This window comes from Bifidobacterium sp. UTCIF-1, assembly GCF_006408915.1.
Taxonomy (GTDB): domain Bacteria; phylum Actinomycetota; class Actinomycetes; order Actinomycetales; family Bifidobacteriaceae; genus Bifidobacterium; species Bifidobacterium reuteri.
Genome location: NZ_JFAG01000001.1, coordinates 115,607 through 141,737, shown reverse-complemented (window position 1 = coordinate 141,737; position 26,131 = coordinate 115,607). Strand labels below are relative to the sequence as shown.

Here is a 26,131-nt window from a genome sequence, read left to right as displayed (position 1 = left end):
GTGCGAAGCACGCCCCAACGGGTATTCGAGTCATTGCCGGTGTATTGGTTTCCGCAATGACGCTCACCTGCGCAATCCCAGCTGCTTATGGTCAGACTTCCGCAGGTTCTGCGGTTTCAGGCTCCTCTTCAGGAGTCACCGTGATTTCCAATGGTGCTGTGGTCACGGATTCCACCATCGTGTCCGCTGCGGAAACACTGCGACGCACATCAGGTGACGGCAACGATACTGCAACTGCTCAAACGTCATCTTCTCAAATATCTGAGATCGGGCAGTTCCCCTCTGACGCGCACTCCGCATTCACCACGAGGACCATTCTGGATGCCGGCGATGATTCCGCCGATACGCAGTCGGCCGATGATACCGAAGCCGACCATGCCCAGACCGACAATGCCGACAATGCTGCGTCCGATGATGCCGTTGGGTCCTCCGGCGCGACCGAGCCGGCGCGAGCGGTCGCTGATACGTTAGGCGGCCGAGACTACGCAGGACAGGTCACGAAGGAGATCGGCGGTAAGACCTACATCTTGATCGGCAATGAGCAGCAGTTGCGCGCCATAGGTTCCGGCAAGAAGGTCGTTGGCGGCACTGTTTATCAGGTTCCGCAGAAGGTAGTCAATACAGGAAGTGTGCTGCTGCCAAAACTTGAGTGGCAGGATGCCGGCGATGAATCGGTGGCGTATGCCGGTGATGCCGATTTGGCTGATAACGATACATTGCGTGACGAGAATTTCGATGACCATGATGGCGGTCTCAGCCTTATTCTTGGTTCCACTCGAACCAAATACTTCGTCAAGGACGCTCATGGCAATCGTCTGGACGTGACAGACGGCACATATGGCCCCAATACCGGCTTGAGCTACGCCTCGGATGGGAACTACATCATCTTCCGCGATATCGATCTGTCCCGTAATGCCGCTGATCAGAACAGCACGGACTGGTCACCGTTGATGTTCTCCGGGACCATGCTCGGCGCGGTAGTCGCCGACGCCGCGACAGCCGGCGCTCTATTCGATGTGATTGATGCGGATGGCCCCGGTGTAAAGAACAACCCCGCTAAGCCGGTTATCGCTCATGTTGTGGTGAATCAGCCCGAAGGCAACCTCGATGTGGACAAGCAGCAGGGCATCGGCTTCTTCGCGTCGATCACGAGCACTTCGAGCATCACGAACAACGGCAACAACAAAGGTGGTGTGCAGAGCCTGGGCACGGTCACGGTCGCCAATCTGAAGCTTGACGATGTGACCGTGAGCAACAACGCCACGGTCGCTCACGTGGATGAGACACTGGTATCTGCTCTGCTCAAGTTGGTCGGCTTGCTGCTCAAACCACTGGGCCTTGGTCTGGATGAACTGCTCACCGTGCACAAGAACAACCCGTCCAATTTCGCGACCGGTGCGTTCGCAGGTCGTATCTATGGTGATGTCAAGGTGACCGGTTGCGAGGTCGCAGACGCCACTGTCGCGAATGTCAAAGGGATGACCGGCGGATTCGCCGGCTACGTTGAGGGTGCAACCCGGTACGATATCGCTTCGGAGTCGCTGGGCACACTCATTACGGTGCTCACGGATATTCTGAACGTGATTCCATTTCTGGGCTTGGGCGACCTTGTCGACTGGCTGCTCGGCAGCACGTTGGGCCTGAACGCTTTGGTGCCGGTCGGCTACTACAACCCGGAGATCTCCGACTCGCATGTGGTGAACTTCAAACAGAACACTGTGATCGGCAATGATGATTCGGATTATGCAGGTGGATTCGTCGGTGCGCAGATCGGCGCGATCATTGAACAATCCTCAGTGACCAGTGAGAACGCGTTTTCCGTGAAGGCCGGGAAGTATGCAGGTGGATTCGTCGGCGTGAGCCGCAACGGTGAAGTCGGCGGTCTGCTTGGATCATTGGGCATCACGATTCTTTCCGCATTGCGCCCGCAAAGCCTCATCGAAGAGTCGTCCCTTAGTGTGACCGGCGGCCAGGGCCTGGTGGAGATTACCGCAGAAAACTATGCGGGCGGATTCGCAGGGCGCTTGGCGAATGCTTATGCGATCAATGATTCCTTGAGCGCAGCTGTGAATGTCGTCGCTACGGCATCCCATGCTGGCGGTTTTACCGGTCGAGCTTCGGCCGGCTGGGGTTTGGAAGCGGGCACCGATTCGGATGAGAAGCTCTCCGATACCTCTTTGGTCAAAAACCTCACGACTATCCTCACCAAACTGCTTGGCACCAATCCCGACGGCGCCGGCGCTTTGCTGACCATCGCCGGGGTCAATCCGTCCGTTGTCCTTGGCGCGCAGATGGACGGCGACATCACCGTCACCTCTCAGGGTGACTACGCCGGTGGTCTTATAGGCGATGGCTCGGGCACGATTATCGCCGATTCGACTCAGGAACGTATCGCAGATCTGTCATTCTGGAAATACGACAGTTCACGTGCCATCCCGCAGCAGCGTTCAACTGTCGTCAAAGGGTTGCGTTCGATCCAGGCTGATGGTTCATATGCAGGCGGCATTGCGGGCAATCTTCAGCCGACCACTGTCGCCGGCTTGCTGAACAGCGTCGTGAAAATCGGCGACTTGACCATGCTCCAGAAATTTGATCAATTCGCGCCATTCACCGTTGACAACGTGACCATGCAAGGCATTCAAGACGGATGGTCGGTGAAGGCGGGCGACTATCGGGCTGGCGGTGCAATCGGTTGCGCTACCGGTGGTGATATCACCAACACGAATCTGAGCGCAGTAACCAGTGTGGAAGCACGGGGAGAAGCTGGCGGTTTCATCGGTTTTTCCGGCCCGGGAGACACCGTTGGGGCGAACAGCCTGAACCTTCTCGGCCTGGTCAAACTGTCCGGTCTGCTTTCGGTCGCCGAATACTCCTCTGTCGAAGTGACGCAGTCCAATGTGGCCGGCATCGCAAGCGGCTTCACCGTTCAGGCGACAGGCAGCAACACCAACGGTGAAACCAACACCTATGCCGCAGGCGGTTTCTACGGTCAGGCGAACAGCACGAAAACCCGTGAAAGCCATGTTGCGAACCTCAAGTCCGTCATCGCAGACAGCACCATGTCGGACGGCATGGCCGGCGGTTTCGTCGGCTATTCAACAACCGGTGGCCTGGCGGAAGCCGTCAGCGATTCCGATGATTCGGATGCGCTGAAGAATCCGCTGACCGGTTCGCTCATCTCCATCGACGACCTGCTTGGCGCAGTGCCGTATCTGATCCCGGACTACAAGGACACCACCGTGTCTTACGTGAACGGTGGCTATGTGGAAGCCGATACGGCTGGCGGTTTTGCAGGCGACCTGCAGAGCGGCAAAGTCAACCAGTTCTCCAGCAAGGAACTGGAAGACATGGCGATGCAGGCTATTCAGACGCGTGTCGCTGCAGACGATTACGCCGCGGTCATCAATCTCGACCATGTTGCCGGCGGCGCATATGCAGGCGGCTTCGGCGGCAAGGTGGTATCCGGCGCGCTTGCCTCTGCCGGCAAGGGCGGCATCAGTCTGCTCGGCAAACTCGGCACCGTGCAGTTGAACAATCTGGTGGATTTGGTGCAAGGCTACGTGCCGTACATCTCGTATGCCTCAGTGAAAAGCGATGCGACAACGGTAGCAGCCGATGCCAGCGGCAATGCCATCAGCGATCCGAAGAACCCGGGCCTCGTCGTTTCCGCTGACCGTCTCGATCAGACTGATGCGCAGTCCGGTTCCGCCGGCGGTTTCATAGGCTACGGCTCCGGCGTGCAGGTTTCTCATTCCAATGTGACGCAATTGCGCTACACCAAGGTCACCGAGCCGAAAGCTCTCGAAGGTGCCGACGGGTCGTCATACTTCGATACCGCCAAGAGCGCGTATGCGATTGACGGCAAGCGTTACGCCGGCGGCTACATCGGCAAGATGGACATCGGCTCCGCCGCCTCCGTGGGCAATGGCCTGAGCCTGCTCGGCCAGAACCTGACGCTCGACGGTGTGGCAAGCGTGCTCTCGGTGGTGGTCTCCACCATCGAACACTCCGACGTGACCGGTGACGCCGCCGGCTATTCGGTCATCGCCAGCGACACAAGCGAACAGAATACGGTTGTCGGCGGTGGCACCGCCACTCCAGGCAGTGCGGATAATCCTCTTGGAGAAGCCGGCGGTTTCGCCGGCCGTGTGATGGGCGGGCATATCCAGGATTCCAATTCCCATAACTTCGCCTATATCATCGGTCAGATCACGGCAGGTGGCTATGCCGGTGGAATCGCGCCGGGCGATGCGGCGGACATCCTTGGAGAGCATTCCTCGATACTGTCCGGACTGGTCGATACCGATGAGGCTCTTGCGTCCGTATTGCAGGACTTCGTGCCGACGATTCGCAACTCCTCCACGGACGCGGTGCCATGTGGTGCCGCGATTCGCGCGCAAGCCGTTTCGGAAGCGGGCATTCGCCGTGGTATGGCTGGCGGTTACGTGGGCCACAATGAAGGCGGACACATCTGGGGCAACAACAGCTCCAGCTGGAAAAGCGAGAACGACGACAACGGGTATAGCGGACCCAAGCGCAAGGCATATGCCGCGCGTATCCGTTCGGTGTATGGTGCAGAACTCGCCGGTGGCTTCACCGGGTTCATGGAATCGGCCGATACCGCCGAAACCGGCAATCTCAGCCTGCTGTTCGGCCTGATCAAGGTCAACAATCTGCTGGGCGCCTTGAAGATGGCGTATCCCACCGAAGAGCATTCGGAAGTCACCGGCCCCTTGCGCAATCTCGACCTCGACACGTGGCAGGCATGGGTGAAAGCCGTAGGCATCAATGGCGCATACGGTAAGGAATTCGCAGAGCTCATCAAGAACTCCGACACCATCACCTCCACTGGTCAGCTTGACGGATACATCTATGGTTTCAATGTGGTGGCAGGCCGCAGCGAATACTCCAATGATGCCGATCTGCTGGATTCCGGCGTAGCAGGAGGTCATGTCGGCCTGATGCGTACGGGCACCATTACCGATGGCCAGTCGCTGGACGTGAAAGCCGTGTCCGCCATGCGTGCGGCCGGCGGCTACGCGGGCACCATGGAATCCGGTACGGCGGCCCAGTTCGGCTCCGTGCAGCTGCTGGGGGAGAAGGGCCTGAACCTGAGCTTGGCCCAGCTGCTTGGCGTGGCCGAGGTGTTTGTCCCTGTCACCAAATCCTCCAGCGTGAATGGCTACCGCAAGGGCATGAAGGTCGAGGCCACAGGTACGGATATCACTCATGGCACTGGTAATGCCGGCGGCTATGTCGGTTTGGCGGTCGGTGCCCAGATCTGGGGCGACCGCGACGCCAATGGCAATACGCTGGCCGATGGCACCGAGGCGAGTGCGGCTGCCGGTGCGAATGTGACCAATCTGCGTAAGGTCTCCGGCCGCAACAATGTGGGCGGTTATGTGGGCATCGCCACATCCGGTTCGGTTGCCGACGTGAATACCAATGCATCCAGCGGATTCCTCCAGGGCGTGATCGACCAGCTCATTCAGGACGTCAACCCTGGCGGTCTGATCAATGTGCTGCAGGCCACCGTGGTGACCATTCGCGGTGCACATGTCAGCGCGGACAGCAGCGACTGGGGTTATACCGTTGAGAGTGCTTACACCGATGAACAGGGCGATATACAGTACGCCATCAATGCCGGCGGGTTTGCCGGCTCGTTGCAGGCTGCGATTCTCGGAGACAAGGATTCGGCCAAGGGCACAGGAACCGCCGCGGACGTATCCAAGGATCCCGCTGCAGTAACCGTATCCGACCTGCGTGCCGTAGAAGGCGGCCAATACGCCGGTGGCTTCTTCGGCCTGGCCGACGTATCCAGCGTGGCATCGGTCGGCGGCAACACCGCCGGCACGGGTGACGACACCAACCTGGTGCTGAAACTGCTCAAGGTCGGCAATATCGGTGTGCTGGAAGCCTTCCGCGTGTTCATCTACGACGGTCGCGTGGCCGGCGTGCCGGATGGCATTCAGGTCAACGCGCATACGGCCCAAACCTATGGCATGCTCGATAGCACGCGATTCACCGGCGCGGCCGGTGGCTTCGGCGGCGGCCTGATCAATGGTTCGGTGAAGAAGTCCACGGTCACCAACCTCAATAGCGTGACCGGCCTGAACTACACGGGTGGTTTCATCGGCCATCTCGGCAAGTCAGGCACAGTGAGCGCCGACAAGGTGACAGCCGCCGATTCCGTACTCGCCGGATTGACCGCCGGCGTTATGGACATCTGGGGTTCTCATGTGGAGGATTCCTCGGTTGCTGGTATCAGCGCAGGCTTTACCGTCACCGCTACACATAACGGTGAGGACTATGGCCGTGATGAATCGTTGACTGATGCCACTCATCGCAAGGGTGAGGAGATCGCCGCAGGTTTCACCGGTTATGCCGACCTTTCCCGCATCTCAGGCAGTTCGGTGACCAATTTCAAGAAGGCATCGAGCGGCGAACTCGCCGGCGGTTTCGCCGGACAGACCACGAAAGCGTATCTGGTGGACGCCAAAGCGAACTCCGCGCTGGTGAATCTGCTGGTCAAGTGGATTATCAATCCGCTGCTCAAACTCCTATACGTCGAAAAGATCGAGAATATCGGCAACAATCTGAGTCATTATAAGGACCAGTTGTTCGGCCCATTGACCAAGTTCATCGATCTGGAGCTGTTCACCGACGGCAATGCATTGTATGTCAACCTGCTTGGGCTGAAGATCGGCGTTGCCCTCGATAAGACCGGCACGGACACCGAAGACACCGCATACATCTTCATTGGCGATTCCAAGATCAGCGTCGGCTGCTCGAAGGATGGCGTCGACCCTGATTCCGTCAGCAATATCAACGCCCAGCTGATCAAAGCCAATCGCACGAAGATCGCAACCTCTTCGGTGCAGGGCATCGCCGACGGCTATGACGTGTTCGGCGGAGACGCCACCCAAGGGTCGGACGGTACCGGCGCGACCGGTTACGCAGGCGGCTTTGTGGCCGTGAACGACGAGGGTCTGCTCGAAGACAACGACATGACTTATGCGGATACGATTCGTGGCGCTTCCGGTCTGGTCGGTCCGTTCTCCGGCAGGACGAATCTCGAATCCGTATACGACTTCAATACTGTGCATGGTATCGAAGGCAACGGCAACACCTACCACATCTATCGTGATGTGCCGGAGACGTGGTCGTATGCGTTGACTGCCGAACGCAAGCAATTCACTTACGGATCGCACATGGACAATGCCACAAAGGCTGATGGTACGGCGAGCGGTACCGCAGGCGTGCTCACGCTGAACCTGAACCGTTATGACGTGGCTCATCTGGCTGAGAATACCGTAATCAAGCAGTTCTCCGACTACACGGACGCCGTGATGGCTAACAATGTGGGCGGCTCGAATACTGGAACGTCGTCCACGGGCGTCAAGAACGAGGCCGCGCCGCTCGGCGTGTACGTGTCCGACGCCAAGGCCGTGCTCATGCTCGATGCCGCAGTCGAAGACAACAACGGCGGCTTCACCCCCCGAGCCGGATGACGGCCAGGACCCTTGCGGCAAGGATGGTTGCCAGACCGTGGACCTCACCCTGCAGAAGGTGTGGAAGGATTACGGCCGTGTGGCACGACCGGATGCCATCGCATTGAAGATCACGGCAACGTACACCAACGACGCGGGGGAGAAGGTGACGCCGGACTCCATTCAGTGCTTCGACGGTGATTGCAATGCCGTGGAACAGCCGAATGGCTGGACCGTCGTATTGGATTCCTCCGACGGCGCTCTGTGGAGCAGCACGTGGCGCAAGAAGATCACCGGTCTGCCGGTGGCCTTCAAGGACGATGCCGGCAACCTGCACTACTACACGTACACCGTTTCCGAAACCTGGATGATGTTCGGCACAGGCGATATCACCCAATGCACGACATCGGTCGGAGCCGATGCCAAGGAAGGCTGCAAGACGCCTGCCGATGCCGGCTACTCGGTCTCGGTGTCATACGCCGCAGATCCGAACAACACCACAGGCGAAGGCAACAAGGAGTATGTGGCCACGGTGACGAACTCCGTACCTCTGCCGGAAACCGGCGGTCAAGGCACGGCATGGTTCGTACTGTTCGGTCTGCTGTTGCTCGGTCTCGGTACCGCATGGTATCTCCGGGCGAATTCGAGCGGCACAACAACGCCGCCTCGCCGACGTGGACGCCACGCAACCGCATAATCGCAAGATTTCCCGCAGCTTCGGCTGCGGGCCAACCAATATCAGCCAACGTCGTTTCCCGAAACAGAAGGTCGGGAAGCAACAACAGAAGAAAGGAACCAGTGATGAACTCACTGACCAGGAAGCTTGCGGCAGGCGTGATTGCCGCGGCCACGATGCTCGGCATCGCAGGCCTGGGAGCCACCACCGCCAATGCTGCGAATGCTTCTGACGGCGTGATCAAGATCAGCAGCTCCAGCGCGGAGTTCAACGGCAAGACCGTCACCGCCTACCAGATGTTCACCTATGACAAGGAAGCCGTGGACAATGGTACGGCCACCAACGGCGGCTATGCGCTGATCGACAGCTGGGATGCGTTCTTCAAGGCCAAGGCCACGGACTTCGGTCTGACCGATGTGACTGACGACAATGTCGATCAGAAGGCATACGACTACGTCTCCGGCCTGAATGATACCGCTGTGGTTACGTTTGCCAAGACGGCATCCGATTGGGCCAAGACCAACGATGCGACTCTGAGCGGTGCTAATCTCAAGTACACTGCGACTGCCGCCGTTGATGGCGCCAAGTACACTGCCACAATCGAGAACCTGCCGTATGGCTACTATGTGGTCAGCCCGCAGGGCGGCTCCACCGATACCACGAAAAAGCGCGGTACCGACGCCATCCTGCTCAATGTGAAGAGCAACACCGCCGTGGAGCAGGAACTGAAGTCCACGTATCCGACCGTGGAGAAGACGGTTGATGGCGATAACCACAACAGCGCCCAGATCGGCGACACCGTGAACTTCAAGCTCGCCTCCACCGTGCCGGATATGGCCGAGTACACCAAGGGCTACACCTTCAACTTCTCCGATACCCTGTCCAAGGGCCTTACGCTGAATCTGAATGCCGCGGGCGATGCCTTCGAGCCGGTCGTCAAGATCGGAACCACGACTCTCACCAAGGGTACCGATTACAACACCACCTATTCCGTCGACCAGACCACCGGTAAGACCACTCTGACCGTCGAGATGATCGACTTCCGCAATCTGCATCAGAACGATGCAGGCAAGGCCATCACCGTCGAATACTCCGCGACCCTGAATGAGAATGCGGTCGTCGGCGGTACCGGCAACGACAACACCGCCAAGGTCGAGTACAGCAACGACCCGATCGAAGGTGGCACCGGTGAATCGCAGGAGGACAAGACCTACACCTACGACTTCAACTTCGGCATCGACAAGGTTGACGCCGAGGATTCGAACACGAAGCTCGCCGACGCCCAGTTCGAGCTGCAGGATTCCACTGGCACGAAGATCGAACTGGTGAAGGTCAATGACAACACCAACACCTTCCGTCCGAAGACCGCTGCCGATACTACAGCCGCCACCGATGAGGATGTCAAGACCGACGCCGCTGGCGCTCTGAACTTCACCGGTCTCAAGGAAGGCACCTACAAGGTCGTGGAGACCAAGGCTCCTCAGGGCTATAACAAGCTCACCGCTCCGATTGAGGTGGTTATCACCGCCCAGTACGATGCAGAAGGCAAGCTGACCGAATGGGGTGTCCACAAGTCCGGTGACGCCTACGCTAAGGACAATACCACCATCACCGTCCAGAACAATAAGGGTCTCGAGCTGCCCTCCACCGGTGGCATGGGTACAGCCCTGTTCACCGTGTTCGGCGTGCTGATCGTGGCTCTGGGCGCCGGCTGGTACGTGAAGTCCAACCGCAAGTCCTCCAAGCACGCTGCCTGAGCCAGTCACGGGCTCTTTGATCGTGGGAATACCGCAGGCTCCCCTCGTTGAGGGGAGCCGTCCCGCGCAAGCGGAGTGAGAAGAGCCCCAAGACAATAGGACAACACATGAAGAAGCTGCGCGGCATTGCGCCACTGCTGGTCATCGCGATAGGACTGTCTGTCCTGTTCTATCCGACAATCAGCAATGTCCTCGTCATGAAGAACGCTTCGCGTGCGGTCACCAACTATGATGCCGCCGCGCAATCCATCTCAGATGAGCAGTATCAACAGATGCTGGCTGCCGCGCACGCCTATAACGAACAACTGGCCTCGAGCAATGCCGAGGCTACGGATGCGCTTGCATCGGCTGTGAATACCGAATCCGTCAATAAGGAATACAACAACCTGTTGAATCTCGATGGCGACGGCATGATGGGGTACATCACCATCCCACGGCTCAAGGAAACCATGCCCATCTACCACGGCACAGCGGAAAAAGTGCTGCAAGTCGGCATTGGCCACCTTGAACAGACCTCACTGCCGGTCGGCGGCGAATCGACGCACGCGGCGCTTTCCGGCCATCGTGGACTGCCCACGGCCAAACTGTTTACCGACCTGAATCTGATGAAGAAGGGCGACCGTTTCTACATCAAGATCCTCAAAGACACCTACGCCTATCAGGTCGATAAGATCACCACAGTACTGCCCACGGACACCAAGGAACTCGCCATCGAACCCGGCAAAGACCTGGTGACTCTGATCACCTGCACACCGTACGCGGTGAACACGCACCGACTGCTCGTGCGTGCCCATCGCATCCCCTACACGCCCGAACAGGCCGAGGAGTCCAAGCCGACGTTCCGTGTGGATATCCCTCTGCAATACCTACTGCCATCCATCGGACTTATCACATTGCTCGCCGGATGGACCATATGGCGACACCGAACGCAGCGTCGTGCAGCGGCTGCCGTTCATGACAATGCCGGCAATACCTCGGCGTCGGCGGCACAACAACGTACAGAACCCTACCACGACACCACCATAGACGAAACACACAGGAAAGGACGGGCCAGACATGGCAGACATGCATAACAGCTTGGGCATCGCGACACGGCGCATGCTCGGTGCAATCAGCGGTCTCGCCGTCATCCTGTCCCTGATGGTTGCAGGAATCGCCACTGCTGCCATCGCCCCGCAAGCACAGGCAGCCAGCGTAGGCAGCCTCACCATCGATGCGGTATGGGATCGCGGTGAAGCCGATGCTGCACCGCTCGCCGGCGACACCTATTCCATAGTGCGCGTGGCATCCGTGGACTTGGACGATGACGGGAACATCGCGGACTTCCATATGCTTGACTCGTTCACACAGTTCGATCAGAACTGGGGGAGCATCACCTCATCGCAATACCATGACGCGGCTGCCAAGATTTCAGCTTACGTGAAACAGCACGATCTGTATGCACAGTCCGCCACCACCAATGCAAACGGCAAGGCGCTTTTCGCCGGATTGCCGCTTGGCCTCTATCTGGTGGAGCGTACAGGCGTGGCCGATGCCAATGCGTCGTATGACTGTGATCCATTTCTCGCGGCAGTACCCGGCAGCGACAATGGTGCCTCATTGCTGGACGTTACCGTCGAGCCCAAATTCAGCGAGCAGAGTACGGTGACACCTCCGACGAATAAGCCCGCACCAAAACCGGAAACGCCAGCCGACACCGGTTCGGCAGTCAGGTCTATCGCCATCGCGGCCATCGCACTGGCCGTGATCGCCTTGCTGATCGGCGTCTATCGCCATCATCGAGTGGAGCTCTGAACACTATCTGTGTGAGCATGGAAGCAAGTGTGCATAGAATGGAACCCATGAGTGAAAAGCATGCCGTACAGCGAACCATCAACAAACTCGCATTGATTGTCACCACATACAAGCGCCAGCAGCTGCTCGAAGTGCTCTTCGATTCGATTCTCGCTTTGGAGCAGGCTCCGTGGCGCATCGTGATCGTGGACAACGAGCATTCCGACCGGACCGCGGATATGGTCAATGAACTCTCGGCCAAGGTGACTGGCCAGTGGGGGACCACTGTGGCCGACCTGTCCGGCAACGAGGAACGTGTGGTGTATGCCCCGCAGACCGAGAACCTGGGCGGCGCGGGCGGCTTCTCCGCAGGCGTCAAGAAGGCGTATGAGCTGGGTGCCGAATGGTTCTGGGTGATGGACGATGACGTCGCCGTGCTTCCGGACGCCATCGGCAAGCTCGCCAAGTGGACCGGAAGGCATGAAGTGATTCAGGGGTCCCGCTATGACTATGACGGAGGCCCGTTCTACTGGCAATATGACTTCATCGTGCCGCTCGGCATCCCGAATCCCATCGCCCCGGCCGCATTCGGCCCGGCCGGTTACCGTGTGATGGATACGCTCTGCTTCGAGGGCGGCCTGTTCAACCGTCGCGTGGTCAAGGCGATTGGCCTGCCCGACCCGCGGTTCTTCATCTACTGGGACGATACGATCTACGGCTACCGCGCCAGCAAGGTGACCAATCCGATTGTGGTGCCGGATGTGATCCTGCGCCGTACGCGCGAGATCGGCAACTGGGATATCGCCGGCGTGCGACAGCTCAACTCCACGTCGGACATGAACCGCTATCACATCATGCGCAATCGTGGCTATATGGCCCGATACTTCATGGTGCACGGTGACTTCCACCCGCTGATCTTCGGTGTCGGCACGGTGCTCACGGCGATCAAGGAAGTGATCCGCCTGGTGATGGTCGACCGCGAACATGTGAGGACCGGTCTCGTCAAGATCGCGCAGGGTTGGTGGGATTCCCGCAAGCTTCTCCACGATCCCGACTGGAAACCCATGCCGCCGCTGGCATGACGTTGTGTTGCCCGGACCTTCTTGGCTTATTTGGTTCTGGGCATATTCCTGCCAATTGTTCTGGGCATAGGTGGGTGAGATACGAAGTTCTGGGCATAATCCTAGGGATTGGAAGCCGTAAGTGGCTTCCTGGACGTGGGATTATGCCCAGAACCACATTTGAGGGTCTGTATTGTGTGGGATTATGCCCGGAACGCGCGCATTGCGACGCGCGCGTCCCGGGCATAATCGGAGGAGTCACCAGCCGGCTTGCGTGCGCGAGGCTGTCAACTACTTGTGGATGAACAGCCCGCCGTCACCCCACGCCCACTGTCCCTGACCGGCACCGATCTGGAAGTGGAGCTTGGCGATGCCCAGATCATTGAGCGCATAGTGCTCATCACCGGCAGAGGTGTCGATATGCGCGGCGGCGGTATCGTCATCCGGATTATAGGAGAAGGTGATCGGCTGCCGATTCATGGCACTTGGCGCCTTCATCGCGGCCTCCACGCCGGCTTTGAACCAGTCCGGAGCCTGAGCACGAGTCGTGTCATCCATCGTGGCGGTGAACTGCTCATAGGTCTTCGAAGCGCGATGGGTGCGCTGACGCTCGCACAACTCGTCGTACGTCATGGACTGATACGCCAGACGGTTCTTGGGATAGCCGATCACCACGGCGAGCAGTAGCGCCTCATCCTTGGCGATTCGGCAGTGCTTGGCAGCCTCCGCCTTATCCCAGGAACCGGCGACCCAGAGCGTGCCCAGTCCGCGAAGCGTCGCGGTCAGCACCGCACGTTCCGCGTAGAACCCGGCTCGCTCCTTCGCCTGCTCGTCATCTTTCGGCGCCACTATCGCAATGTAGTTCGCCGCTCCGGTCAAATGCCCGGAAGCATTGGCTTCTTCGAACACCTTAGGCTGGTTGAGCACCAGCTGAAGGTTCACGTTGCCGAGCAGGTTGACCGGTTGCAGGGTCATATCAAGCTGTCGTGCCGCATCGTCGTCGATCGGCTCGCCATCATAGGCGCGCACTGCGGTACGGATATTGATCGCATCAATGAGTTGGTTATGTTCTGCCATGGCTCCATTATCACCCGTGTTCAGGTTTTTGTAAGGTGCGCAACGCCTGAGACACGTCGTGTCGTGTCTCAGAAGCGCCGGGTGCATCATGCGTCCACGGATTCGGGGTGCCGACTGACCACGTATCCGTCGGCACGTCAGGCAAAGCTGGTCGTGATCTTTGGCTTTGCGCTCAGGCGCGCGATAGACTAAGGGCGAACCATTCGACGTATCAGGAAAGGAAAGTCAACGATGATTGAAACCGCACAGGCGTTTGGCGTTGACATTGGCGGTTCCGGTATCAAGGCCGCCCCGGTGGATCTGGTCAAAGGCGATTTCGCCGAGCCGCGTCTGAAGATCCTCACCCCCGAGGTGTCCACTCCGCAGGCCGTTGCAGCCATCGTCAAGCAGCAGCTCGACCACTTCGAGGTGCCGGCATCCGCACCGGTCGGCATCGCCTTCCCGGCCCCGATCAAGCCCGGCAAGAAGCTCGACTTCATGGCCAATCTCGACCAGTCTTGGATTGGCGTGGACGTCACCGAGGTCTTCTCCGAGGCCTGCGGACGTCCAGTCGTCGTGGTGAACGACGCTGACGCCGCCGGTCTTGCCGAGGTGCAGTACGGTGCCGCAAAAGGTCAGGAAGGACTGGTCATCGCGACCACATTGGGCACCGGCATCGGCACCGCGCTGATCTACAACGGTCAGCTGATCCCGAACACCGAGCTGGGACACATCATCCTGAGCGCCAAGCATTTGGATGCCGAGAAGTACGCTTCCTCCGCAATACGCGAGAACGAGGATCTGGGTTACAAGAAGTGGGCCAAGAGACTGACCAAGTACTACGGTCTCATGGAGAAGTACTTCAATCCCGATCTGTTCACTGTGGGCGGCGGCGTGAGCCGCGTCAGCGAGAAGTTCCTGCCCTACGTGGACATCAAGACGCCGATCGTGCCCGCCAAGCTGCGCAATCAGGCCGGCATCGTCGGCGCAGCCTATTACGCCAGCACCAAGCAGGCGTAAGTCGTACTGCCACGTGCCACGCAAATGCAGATTCGTCTGAATTGCATTTGCGTGGCAGGTGACTGAACACCCTGAATGATATGAATGGCGGAATTCCGCCGATTGTGTGATGTACGTTGTGCCACACGAGTGCGAAATCGCTGAAAATGCGCTGGCGTGGCAATCACGCATGCCACGCAAATGCAGAATCGCCGGGAATGCATTTGCGTGGCACGGTCAGGCCGGATTCTATACCAGGCTCTATGGTGGAGAGGCATGACCGTGCATTTCTCCTCCCGCGTGAATGTCAGTGACCCGAATCCGATTGCGTTGGCCGAAGCCAAGGCCAAGGCGGACGGCGTCACGCTGGGCAAGCTCAATGACTCCAATCCCACGCGGCATGGGTTGGCGCCGGCACTGGTGCCGAGCGTGTACACCGCTGAGCCGCGCGGTCCGAAATCCGCGCGCACGGCTTTGGCGGCGTTCCTATCGGATCGCAATGCCGAGGATGCCGCGTCGCATGAGGCCCATATGGGCTATCCGAGGGTCGATGCAGACGACCTGTACATTCTGAGTTCCACATCCGAGGCGTATTCCTGGCTGATCAAACTGCTGTGCGATCCCGGCGACGCGGTGCTCGCCCCCAAGCCCGGGTATCCGCTCATCGAATCCATCGCCCGGCTTGAAGGGGTGGAAACGGTCGAATACCAGCTGCAGTTCGACGGTTCCTGGTTCCTGGACACCGCATCCCTCGCCGAATTGCTTGACGGTGAACACGGCAGCCGGATTCGAGCGCTGGTGTTGATCAATCCGAACAACCCCTCAGGTTCGTACATCAAACCGGACGAGCGCCGGCAGATTGTGAAACTGTGCGTGAAACATGGCGTGGCGCTGATCGCCGACGAGGTGTTCTTCGATTACAGCCTTGAGCCGTTCGCAGGTAACGCGCGGCTGGCGGGAGAGTCAGGTGTGCTGACGTTCGCGCTGGACGGATTCTCGAAGATGCTCGCCGCCCCCCACGCCAAGGTCGGCTGGATTCAGGTATCCGGCCCCAAGGATGATGTGGAACAGGCGAAGCGTCGTCTGGATGTCATCGCCGATGATTATCTGCCCATGAGCGATATCATCGCCGAACGCATCCCGGCACTGCTTGAGGCCGCGCCGGTCCAGACCGGGCGCGTGCGCGAACGGGTGCGGGGCAATCTCGCCCGGCTGCATGAGATGCTGAAAGCCGACCCGAATGGCCTGGTGAACGTCCTTCGTGCGGAAGGCGGATGGAATGTGCTGCTGCGTGTGCCTTCGGTCATCGACGAAAACGAATTGGTGCTGCGTCTCATCGCCGACTGCCGTATCACCGGCCAGCCCGGCTACTTCTTCGATATGACGTCCAACGGGTATCTGGCGATATCGCTGCTTCCTGAGCCCGCGGAATTCGAGCGCAACGTGCGTGCGGTACTTGACGTCACCGCACGCTTCATGGAGTGAATCATGCGGCGACGCCGGACACCTGACACTGGACACCATTCGAGGGCGGTGTCGTATGGCGGCTTCGGCTGCCGGTGATGAGCGGGGATTACAATAAGTGCTATGGGATTCTCATTGTTCAAGTCCAAGGAACTGCCGCGTCCGCAATCATTGACGTTTCGTCTTGAAGGCGCAGCTCATACGTACGATGACGGGCAGCTGGGGCTTGGTCCTACCACGCTGACCATCAGCGAGCGGCGCGTGGCGGTCATCGGTCTCAATGGCGCCGGCAAATCCACGTTGCTGGGATTGCTCGATGGGTCATTGAAGGCGACGGCCGGTGCCGTCGTGATCGAGGGTGGCGAGGAGCGGCTTGATCCGACGTCGAAGAAAGACGACAAACGCATCAACGATCTGGTCGGCATCGTTCGCCGCGAGGAGATCCCGAACAGCTTCTACCGTGCGAAGAACATCGCCGAAGCGGTATCGGAGGCTTTGAAGAAGCACAAGATCCCCGAAGGGGAGCGGCAGGCGCGCATCGGCAATCTGTTCGCCCATTTCGATCTGGCGCAGGTCTCGCGGGCGAAGGCCAGCGAGCTCGATTCCCTGAAGCGCCATCTGCTGGCCATAGCCGCCGCATTGAGCTTCGAGCCCAGTGCCATCGTGGCGGACGAGCCCAGCAAAGGGCTGGATGAAGTCGGCACCGCGCATGTGGCCAAGGCGCTGTTCAGCTATGACAAGCAGGTGGTGTTCGCCACACATGACACCGATATGATTCGCCGGCCCGAATACGCGATCGACCGCGTACTCGTCGTGGACGATCACAGTATTGTGTTCGACGGCACGCCGAACGATGCGGTGGCCTTCTATGAGCATCTGATTCGGGGCAAGTACGAGGCCGCCAAACAGCAGGAGTAGGCGTCCGGTGTGCCGGCTGGCCGCAGGGCAATGGGTCACAGCAGGGAGAACCATGAGGCCACGTCGTGCCACACCGTCGGATTGTTGTTGATCAGCGCATCATCGCGTGCCAGTACGAAACAGCTGAGCACTGCGATGGACAGCGTGAACAGTGTCAACAGCAATACAGTCCAGCGCATCAGCCAACGCCAAGGCGTCACATGGGCGATGCCGTCGCCCGAAGCGGCGTCGTTCGCCCCCGCCAAGGAGTGGCTGGGCTCCCTGCCATTGACCAGCCATAACGTCGCAGGTATCGAGGCCAACGCGAACAGCCAGCCGAAATCGGCGCTGTAACGCCAACCAAGACCGCCGACATAGGCGTCGAACACGATAAGTCCGCAAGCCAGCATCGGGCAGCCGATGAGCCAGGGCCGCAGACCATGCATCTCGAGATTGTTCATATATGGCAGCAATACGGCGAGCAGCATCACAGGCGTGGCGGTGAACAACGCGCCGACCATCACCTCGTAGTATCCCCACACGGGCATGGGAGCGGGGGAGATGGCAAGCCAGGGGAACTGCGGAACGAATCGCAAGGGCAGGAACAGGTAATACCATATGGACGATGGCATGTCCGCCATGGGCGTGGTGTACCGCGTCATATCGGACACGGTGAACTGATACGCGTTGCCGAAGTTGAACAATGAGCCGAACCTCGCATGGTTCCACGCCATAAGAGGGGCCACGACCGCAATGGCGGGAACCAGCATGGCAAGGGGAGCGCGCAACGCCTTGGCCACACTGATGCGATGGTGCCGCAGCTCGCCGATCACGGCCCGGATCTGCGGCCAGAACAGCGGGAACGCCAGTAGCGCGGCAAGGGTGAACGTCGGACGGCAGCCGAAGTTCGCGGCAATGCACAAGGCTCCGGCAGCCAGTCGCGGCAACGACAGCGGCGCCGTGTCACCGGCACGCCAGCGGTCGACGGACAGCACCGGCCGTGCGGAAGTCTCGGCACCGAGCCAGAACCATAGTCCGAGCGATGTCAATGCCAGTGATGCGGCGAACGGCACCTGATAGAAATTCGTGCGGTACACCAGATATCCCGTCTGTGCTCCCAGCAGACCGGAGACCGTGGTCAGTGATGCCGCAGCCAGAGAGGTTCGCGGCATCACACGGTGAATCGTGCGGATCATCAGCATCGAGAAGAAGATGATGAACAGCAGCATCAGGAACTGTTCGGCGGCTCCGGTGGACAGCATTCGCCCGGTAATGAGGCGATACGGGGCGAACAGCACTGCAGCCGGAACCACACCGAAGTAGGAATACCAGTGTCCGTCATGGAACGCATAATCCCAGTAGATCGGGCTGACTCCGTCGCTCAGCAGTTTGAGACGGGTCGGCACATCATACGGCTGCTCGGCCTGCGCAAGTTCGCTGGGCACGTCTAGATCCAGCCATGGACGGCCGGCAATCAGGGAATCCGCCACATGCGCGTACTGGTCATAATCGTAGGTGTATCCGCCTGCGGTATGGAACACCATTGGCGAAGCGTAGATGATCTGCGCAATGATCGACCAGCCTAGAGCGATCGCCGGAATAGCCATCACCGCTGCGAATGCCAGACGCTGTCGAACACTGGCGGGATTCAGTTCGATGCGCCACAGCCTCGACCCCGGCCTCCACAGCGCCACCAGAGCCGACAGCAGTGCCATCACTCCGACACGTATCCAGTTGAAGGCAAACGGCACTTTCACGTTCGCACGCGCATCGCTCACCGGTATCACGGCGCCGCGCTCCTCTTGGATCCAGACACGGACCAGGCCCGCGCCGACTGCCTTGACATAATGGCTGCGTGTGGAGCTCGGGCTGATCGACTGCATGCGTCCGGTCGTATCACCGATATCCACGCGAACATGCACGGTGGAGGAGGGCATGGCGAGTTCCGTATCCCCCTGGGAATGGGATTGCCTGAGGGTCTTGTCCCGTACGGAGCTGATGGTGGCCGCATCGACCGTATCGATGCGGAGGAAATCCGACGTGCCGTCCGCAGTCAATTCCAGATAGGCGTTGGTGGGATCGGTCACAGTCAGCATGCCGTCGCTGCTTCGGGTCAAGCCGCTGCCGAGCGCGTTATGCACGGCGTTGGTGTCGGTGCTTGCGCCAAGCGTGCGCCAGAACGGCATATTGAACACTATGCACTCCAAGGCGAGCATCACCATGGCCACCGCCATGATGGGAAGCAGGATGCGGCGAAGCCTTGACGCGATATGCGACGGCTGCGAATGGTGCGTCGTGGGGCTGGCTGCTGAGGAAAGGTCCATGGAATGCACGCCATTATTCTATAAGCTTTATGTCGGGCAAACAGGAGAGAATGAGAATCATGCCAAATCGTATGTCGAATCACAGGAACCAGTCGCGCAAGTCCCTGCTGGGGGAAATCATGGATTCGATGAATGCGTTCGCCGCCGATTTGGGCCTGGCAAAGCCGAAGAAGGCCGGAACGAATCCATTCGGTGACGCACTGCGGGAAAACAGCGAGCGTGAAGGCAGCGTCATCGATGAGCTGATTCGCCATGCGGTCACGATTTCCCCGGTGGTCAAGCGCCACACGTTCCCTGCCTTGGAGAATGTGCCGGAACATCTGGTGCTGGGATGGGCGCAGCTGCCTTCCACGCGAGGACGGGGCTTCTCACTGGGTATTTTCCCCGACCGTGATCATTTCGCCCAGGTGGCGTTCGCCGATACGCACGGCCGTGTATTCGTGGGTTCCGACCCCGACATGGATGTGCAGGACATGCAACCGCGGTTCATGTTCGGCAAGGAGAAGAACGTCACGCTGCCGGACGGGGAACGTCTGGGCTTGGATGAGAACGCGCAACGCGGAGCGATGGACGGTATGCGCGCGCTCGAGCGGGCGCTGCGCCGCAGGAACGGGAAACCGGTGAAGGCCGTGGCGGGCGGCGTCATAGGCAGGGACGATACCGGACGCATGACCTGGCTGGCATCCTGGCTGAAAACCGATAATCGGTACACGCTGGAACAGATGCGAGCCAATCTGCCGTCTGAGATGCGTCATGATCTCGAATACCGCGATGCGGTGGCCATCGCGTTCTTCGCCGCATATATGCTGCCGCAGATCAACGGACTGCTGATTGGCTTCGGATCCGGCAACATCTTCCGCCGTCTGAACCGTGAGGCGCCGATTGGCGCCATCCGGCGCTCCGTGCGTGATACGCTGGCTGCGCGCGCCCACGGCATGAGAGCCTCCGGATTGGAGGATCACTTCGCCGATCTGATGCGCGAGGCCGGAGCATTGGACAAGCTTGAGGGGCTTGAAGCCGTGCATGGCGCCGAAGCCTTGCACCTGTATACGTCCAGCTATTCGAACAGTTACTTCTTCACCTGGGACAAGTCTCTCGCATTCGCACAGGCATTGAAGGCGTTGAAGATCGAAGGCAATCTGAATCGTTTCGCCGCCGTCAGTGCATGGTTGGAGCGCAATTCCTCGCTAGGGCGCACACTCACCGAGGATACGGTGACCCGAGCGGAGGCGGCGCAGATCGATATGAAGCTCATCGAGAATTCAGCGATCATGGCTCTCGATCCGTTCGAAGGCACCGACGAACGTCAAGCCGTGCTCAAGCTGGTGGATATCGCCGGCCACACCGCCCGGAGAATCCGCGAGCAATTCCCCGATCCCAGAATCGCCTCGGATGGTCGACAGGACGCACATGGGTATGCCGGCAAGCCCAGCGAATGGGTGTATCGCCAGGCAATGGCCACGCTGCTGCGTCGGCTGCGCCTGCCCTACCGCTTTGATGTGGAATTCCGCTCATGTCTGGAATCAGGCGAGGTGGCCATCGGCTTTACCACGGCCGGCACGTCGATGATGCCCAACAGCCGTTATGACGAGATCAGCCATGCCTGGCGCACCTTGTCCAGTACCGAGCGCGCCGCGATGAGCGTGGCCTACAATCTGCGCGTCGGCCTGATGATGGCGGCACTGAGCTTTGGCGTCAGCCCGGCGGTCAAACAGGTGTCGTTGCACATCGACTCCATCGGATTGGAAGAGGCCATCACCGAGCAGGACAGCGCCATCGAACAGATGATGAGCGAGGCGTTGCGCGCATTCGAGCATCTGCGCAGCGGTGACCTGGGTCGTTCCGGTTCCAAGGCGGACCCCAAAGACGGTGATTTCCACGGTGACCCGACGCGACCCATCGCCCATGAGGAGTCCTTCGGACATGATGCGCATGAGGGCGATGCCGCTGATGGTCAGGACGAGGGACAGCACCAGTCCGATGGACAATCCATCGACTCCCAGTTCGAGGACCTGATGCGGGGTGTCGAGATCGACGATATGTCCTTCGGCTTGGGGGCCGACGATGGCGGGAATGCCGATGACGACGCCGATATGGCCGATGACCCGATGAACGTCCTGCGCAGGAATCCCACCGTGCGCAACATGGTCACCGTCACATTGAGCCGCGACGCGTTCCTGCGGCGTCTCCACACGGATGGTCTCGACCATCCGCAGGACACCTATCGCATGTTCGGCGCTGTGATGGACGTGGATGGCGAAGGCGGTCTGAAGCCCATCAATGCGGACTTTGACCTTGCCGACAGGCGTTTTTCGCCGCGCGGCTCCCAAGAGGAGCCCGAACTAACCGAACGGGTTTTCGACCCCGCTGTGGCCCAGGTGCTTGGCGCGGCCAGCAGCGATGGTCTGGCGATCCAACGTGTGGACATGCTGCAGCGCGCGGTGAACGAATTCCATGCGTTGGCTCAGAACCGGGAACTGGATTCCGTCGGCAAGGCGCAGCGTGCCGTGGGTCTCATCGAGAGCATATGCGATCCGGAACTGACCGGACGGTCCTCCGAGGTGACCAGCGCGCTGATCGACGGACGAGACACCCCGGATCTGACGTTCACGCTCGCCGATGAACTCGACAAGGCGCGTCTTCACGCCCGGGATTTGCTGTTCTCCGGTCAGGCCGATCAGGCCATTGAGACTTCGGAGGCGGCCGTGACCCGTATGGATCAGCTCTTCGCTTCCGGCGCAGGTGTGCCGCGGTATTTCAACTCCTATGCCGAACGCGTGGTGTACAACCGGCTGTTCGCCACACGGGATGAGCGAACCATGCTGATTCCGGACAACCTGTTCTATGCGCATATGGAATTGGCCGACGTGCTCAGTCAGATCAAGGGTGCCAAAGCCGCCATACCGCATCTTAACCGCATGGTCGCCTACGCTCCCGCATATCCGCTCTCCCATCTCAAGCTCGCCATACAATTGGCGCGTAGCGAGGATTGGGATTCTGCCCGCGCAGCCTGCCTCAATGCACTCCGCGTGGCCCTGGATCGTGATGATGCCGCGTTCGCCTACTATCGATTCGCCTATTGCGAGTGGATGCTGGACCATTTCGAAACGGCGGCTGCGGCCTATATCCTCAGCGATCACATCGCTCCGGGCGCCATCAGCAGTCTGGAAGGCGAACTGCAGGAGCTTGTGGCACGTGCCGATTCGCAATGCATCAACGTGCCCGAATCGGTGGATGAAGCGTCCTATGTGCTCGCATCGCATGATCTGCCGGTCTGGCCGCATGTGGAAGTAGGGGATATCGTGCGTGACGCCGCCCGTGTCTGCGTGGACGAAGGCATGTTCGTGCCGGCACGGACACTGTCCGTGGCGGTGGCCCGCATGAATGCCGGAGGCGACGGCGACATCGACGTCATCCAGGCGCAATACCTGCGTTCCCTGACCACCTGACGGATCCCCCGTATCTGGATTGCGGCCCATGTCCTGCATGTTGGCCGCTGACGGGTACGGAATACGCTTCCCGACACGCTCAAGGCCGTTCGGCCAAGCCTACGGTCGGGAGGTGCCTCCCACCACCCACAAGCTCCGTATCAATTCGGATTGCTTCGTCGGGCTTGCTTTGCGGACAATGCTGTGGTTCCTCATGCTCGGCTAGGATAGGCGGTTATGAGCACTGAACAGTTGGCATGGGATTTCGATGATGGCGGGATCGCCGAGGTGAAGCCCGACGAGGGCGCAACGCGTTTCGCGCCTGGCTCGGAGCAGTGGATTACGGCTTTGCAGCCCACCGATGACGATGCGATGCGGCTCGACCGGCTCGATGTGAACACGTTGAGCTCCGAAGCCGCGGCGCGCCTGTGGGCGCGTGTGGCTGCATGGGTGGAAGCCGACCAGATCGCCTATTACATCGATGATGCTCCGGTCAGCTCCGATGCCGCCTATGATGCTCGCATGCGCACGCTCGAACGGCTCGAAGCGGGCTTCCCCGCGTTGGACAATCCGCAGTCGCCCACCCATCGCGTCGGCGGAACATTCTCCAATGACTTTGCCTCCGTGCGTCATCCCAGCCGCATGATGAGCCTCGATGACGTGTTCTCCATCGAAGAGCTCAGGGACTGGTACGATTCGGTGATCCGCGACCTCGACTGGCCTGAAGGCAAGCCGTTGCCGATGAGCTGCGAGGTCAAGATCGATGGTCTTGCCCTGAATCTCATCTACCGCAACGGCGTATTGGAACAGGGGCTGACACGCGGCGATGGCGTGACCGGCGAGGATATCACCCTGAACGTGCGCACCATCGGCTCTATCCCGGCCAATCTGGGAGGGCCCAAGGAGGACATCCCGGACTTCGTGGAGATCCGTGGCGAGGTGTTCATGCGCTGGGATGACTTCCATACGCTCAACAGCGAGCAGGAGGATGCTGGACGCGCCCCGTTCGCCAACCCGCGCAACGCCGCAGCCGGTTCCCTGCGCCAGAAGGATCCGCGTATCACGGCCACACGGCGTCTTAGCTTCTATGCACATGGTTTGGGACAACTCACCTGGGGACCCGATCATCCGCGCGGCACGCATGACGTGGTGGCCGACCAGTCGCAGGCCTATGAGCTCTATCAAAAGTGGGGCATACCGGTCTCGCCGCACAATCGTTCAGTTACCTCCTTCCGAGAGATACTGGACATGATCGACTACTATGGCGAGCATCGCGGCGATATCGAGCATGCGCTCGATGGCATCGTCGTCAAAGTCGATGATCTGGCCTTGCAGCATACTTTGGGTGCCACATCACGTGCGCCGCGTTGGGCTATCGCCTACAAATATCCGCCCGAAGAGGTGAACACCGAGCTGAGGGACATCGTCGTGCAGGTCGGGCGTACCGGCCGTGTTACGCCGGTCGCCGTCCTGAAGCCTGTATACGTGGCGGGCTCCACCGTGGCCCGCACCACGTTGCACAATGCGTATGAAGTCAAGCGCAAAGGCATTCTCATCGGCGACACCGTCGTGGTGCGCAAGGCCGGCGATGTGATCCCCGAGCTGGTCGGTCCGGTGCTGGAGCGGCGCAAGGGCCGCGAAGGGGAGCTGCGTGAATTCGTGATGCCGGAATACTGCCCGTCCTGCGGGGCTAGACTGGCTCCGGCCAAGGAAGGCGACAAGGACATCCGGTGCCCGAATGTGGAAAGCTGCCCTGCACAGCTGACCGAACGCGTAATCTCCCTGGCGTCACGCAAAGCCTTCGACATCGAGCATCTGGGAGAGCAGTCGGCCTTGGCGTTGACGAACCCGGAGGAGAACCGCCCCGGTTCCGTGGACACGTATGCGCCGAACATCACCGAAATCGTCGTGAAGCCCGGGGAGGAACCCGAACCGTACGAGCCGGTGGAAGGATTGGAACTGCCGACCGAACAGACGCCGGTGCTGTCCAACGAGGCGGGACTGTTCGCGCTTGCTGCCGACGATCTCAAGGACATACGCGTCTGGCGCGAGGCGGCGATTGTCGAAGTCCGGGAAACCGTTGACGGCGACGGCAAGAAGAAGCGAACCCGCAAACGCGTGGGCGGCTCGGGACTGTGGCATCAGGTGCCGGCGTTCTGGACAGCGCCGACTCCCGCGAAAAAGCTCACCGCCAAGCAGCTGGCCGCGCGCGGGGGATCGGATGCCGCTGATATCACGGTGACCGCCTACCCGGATTACGACGTACCCGCCGACGCCGTGATCGTACGCGTGGACCATAAGCGGACCCGCGCCGGCGAAACCGACGTGCCGGTGTACATTCGACCGGGCGAGAACACCCGCAAGATGCTCGATGAGATGGACAAGGCCCGCCATGCCGATCTGTGGCGTGTGCTGGTCGCGCTGTCCATTCGCCGACTCGGCCCGCCCACCGCACGTCTGATCGCCTCGGCTTTGGGGTCGCTGGATGCCATAGCCGCCGCGAGCGTGGACGAACTGACGCAGATCGACGGCGTGGGACCGGAAATCGCCGAATCCGTGGTGAACTGGTTCGCCGCCGCCCGCGAGCCCGGTGACTGGCGTGGGGAGACCTTGCGCGCGTGGACCGCGGCAGGTGTCGGTGTGGCTGCCGCAGAACAAAGCACGTTGCCGCAGACGCTGGCCGGCAAGACCGTGGTGGTCACCGGCTCCTTGGAGGGCTACTCGCGCGATTCCGCCAAAGAGGCGATTCTTGAGCGTGGCGGCAAGGCCGCAGGTTCGGTGAGCAAGAAGACGGATTACGTGGTGGTCGGCGCGAACGCCGGCTCCAAGGCAGCCAAGGCGGAGGAGCTCGGCATTCCGATGCTGAATGAAGCCCAATTCGCCCAGCTTCTGGAAACCGGCGAGGTCAGTGCTGAACGAGGTGAGGCATCGCCTGTCAGTCGCGCAATGCGAGCATGATCACCGGGAACACGATCGCGGCTGCCAGCGTAATCGTGCCGAGCAGCCGCACGTTGCCCGTGTAGAAGTCGATCGGCTCCCCGCCTTTGACATCGAGATAATGCTTAAGCTTGAAGACAAGTTCGGGCTTCCATAACAGAAAGCCGCCGATGCCGATGAGAATCACCTCACTGAGCACTATCTGCAGGATAAGAGGCATCATTGCTCCTTTCCACGTGAAAGTATCACATCAAGACCCTAGCATGCCG

The 26,131-nt window shown here is 60.0% G+C and carries 12 protein-coding genes and 1 pseudogene; 10 read left to right on the top strand and 3 right to left on the bottom strand.

Annotated features, from left to right (window positions below; all coding sequences use genetic code 11):
• Positions 1-56: 56 nt before the first annotated feature.
• The 5 genes and pseudogenes from BW09_RS00570 to BW09_RS00550 all read left to right on the top strand — a co-directional run bounded on the left by BW09_RS00570 (position 57) and on the right by BW09_RS00550 (position 12,778).
• Positions 57-8,187: pseudogene (locus BW09_RS00570) on the top strand (beta strand repeat-containing protein).
• Between the two features lie 104 nt (positions 8,188-8,291).
• Positions 8,292-9,923 (top strand): SpaH/EbpB family LPXTG-anchored major pilin, encoded by a 1,632-nt coding sequence (locus BW09_RS00565; RefSeq protein ID WP_044088629.1) that lies wholly within the window; start codon positions 8,292-8,294, stop codon positions 9,921-9,923.
• Between the two features lie 107 nt (positions 9,924-10,030).
• Positions 10,031-10,996: a class C sortase gene (locus BW09_RS00560; protein ID WP_044088628.1), complete on the top strand. Its 966-nt coding sequence runs from the start codon at positions 10,031-10,033 to the stop codon at positions 10,994-10,996.
• Complete coding sequence (locus BW09_RS00555) at positions 10,980-11,717, top strand: prealbumin-like fold domain-containing protein (RefSeq protein WP_044088627.1); 738 nt, start codon at positions 10,980-10,982, stop codon at positions 11,715-11,717. The genes BW09_RS00560 and BW09_RS00555 overlap by 17 nt, the downstream gene beginning before the upstream one ends.
• Positions 11,718-11,755: 38 nt before the next feature.
• Positions 11,756-12,778, top strand: a complete 1,023-nt coding sequence (locus BW09_RS00550) for a glycosyltransferase family 2 protein (RefSeq protein WP_375137531.1) — start codon at positions 11,756-11,758, stop codon at positions 12,776-12,778.
• A 270-nt stretch (positions 12,779-13,048) separates the two neighbouring features.
• Here BW09_RS00550 and BW09_RS00545 read toward each other — a convergent pair whose 3' ends face one another.
• Entirely contained in the window at positions 13,049-13,834 is a 786-nt protein-coding gene (locus tag BW09_RS00545; protein WP_044088624.1) for a nitroreductase family protein, read from the bottom strand.
• A 231-nt stretch (positions 13,835-14,065) separates the two neighbouring features.
• On the opposite strand from BW09_RS00545, the gene ppgK reads away from it, so the two are divergent.
• The 3 genes from ppgK to BW09_RS00530 all read left to right on the top strand — a co-directional run bounded on the left by ppgK (position 14,066) and on the right by BW09_RS00530 (position 17,194).
• Positions 14,066-14,833, top strand: coding sequence for a polyphosphate--glucose phosphotransferase (ppgK, locus tag BW09_RS00540; protein WP_140462522.1), 768 nt, complete (start codon positions 14,066-14,068; stop codon positions 14,831-14,833).
• 255 nt (positions 14,834-15,088) lie between these two features.
• Entirely contained in the window at positions 15,089-16,297 is a 1,209-nt protein-coding gene (locus BW09_RS00535; RefSeq protein ID WP_044088621.1) for a pyridoxal phosphate-dependent aminotransferase, read from the top strand.
• Between the two features lie 102 nt (positions 16,298-16,399).
• Positions 16,400-17,194 carry an energy-coupling factor ABC transporter ATP-binding protein gene (locus tag BW09_RS00530; protein WP_044088620.1) on the top strand — a complete coding sequence of 265 codons (795 nt, stop codon included), beginning with the start codon at positions 16,400-16,402 and terminating at the stop codon, positions 17,192-17,194.
• Between the two features lie 35 nt (positions 17,195-17,229).
• Here the strand turns inward: BW09_RS00530 and BW09_RS00525 are convergent, their stop codons facing one another.
• On the bottom strand, positions 17,230-19,407 hold the full coding sequence (locus BW09_RS00525; protein WP_140462550.1) for a hypothetical protein: 2,178 nt from the start codon (positions 19,405-19,407) through the stop codon (positions 17,230-17,232).
• A 218-nt stretch (positions 19,408-19,625) separates the two neighbouring features.
• On the opposite strand from BW09_RS00525, the gene BW09_RS00520 reads away from it, so the two are divergent.
• Positions 19,626-22,946: a hypothetical protein gene (locus BW09_RS00520; RefSeq protein ID WP_044088727.1), complete on the top strand. Its 3,321-nt coding sequence runs from the start codon at positions 19,626-19,628 to the stop codon at positions 22,944-22,946.
• A 216-nt stretch (positions 22,947-23,162) separates the two neighbouring features.
• Positions 23,163-25,883, top strand: coding sequence for an NAD-dependent DNA ligase LigA (gene ligA / locus BW09_RS00515; RefSeq protein ID WP_140462521.1), 2,721 nt, complete (start codon positions 23,163-23,165; stop codon positions 25,881-25,883).
• Here ligA and BW09_RS00510 read toward each other — a convergent pair.
• Positions 25,861-26,085 carry a hypothetical protein gene (locus BW09_RS00510; protein WP_219846505.1) on the bottom strand — a complete coding sequence of 75 codons (225 nt, stop codon included), beginning with the start codon at positions 26,083-26,085 and terminating at the stop codon, positions 25,861-25,863. The genes ligA and BW09_RS00510 overlap by 23 nt on opposite strands.
• Between the last annotated feature and the right edge of the window lie 46 nt (positions 26,086-26,131).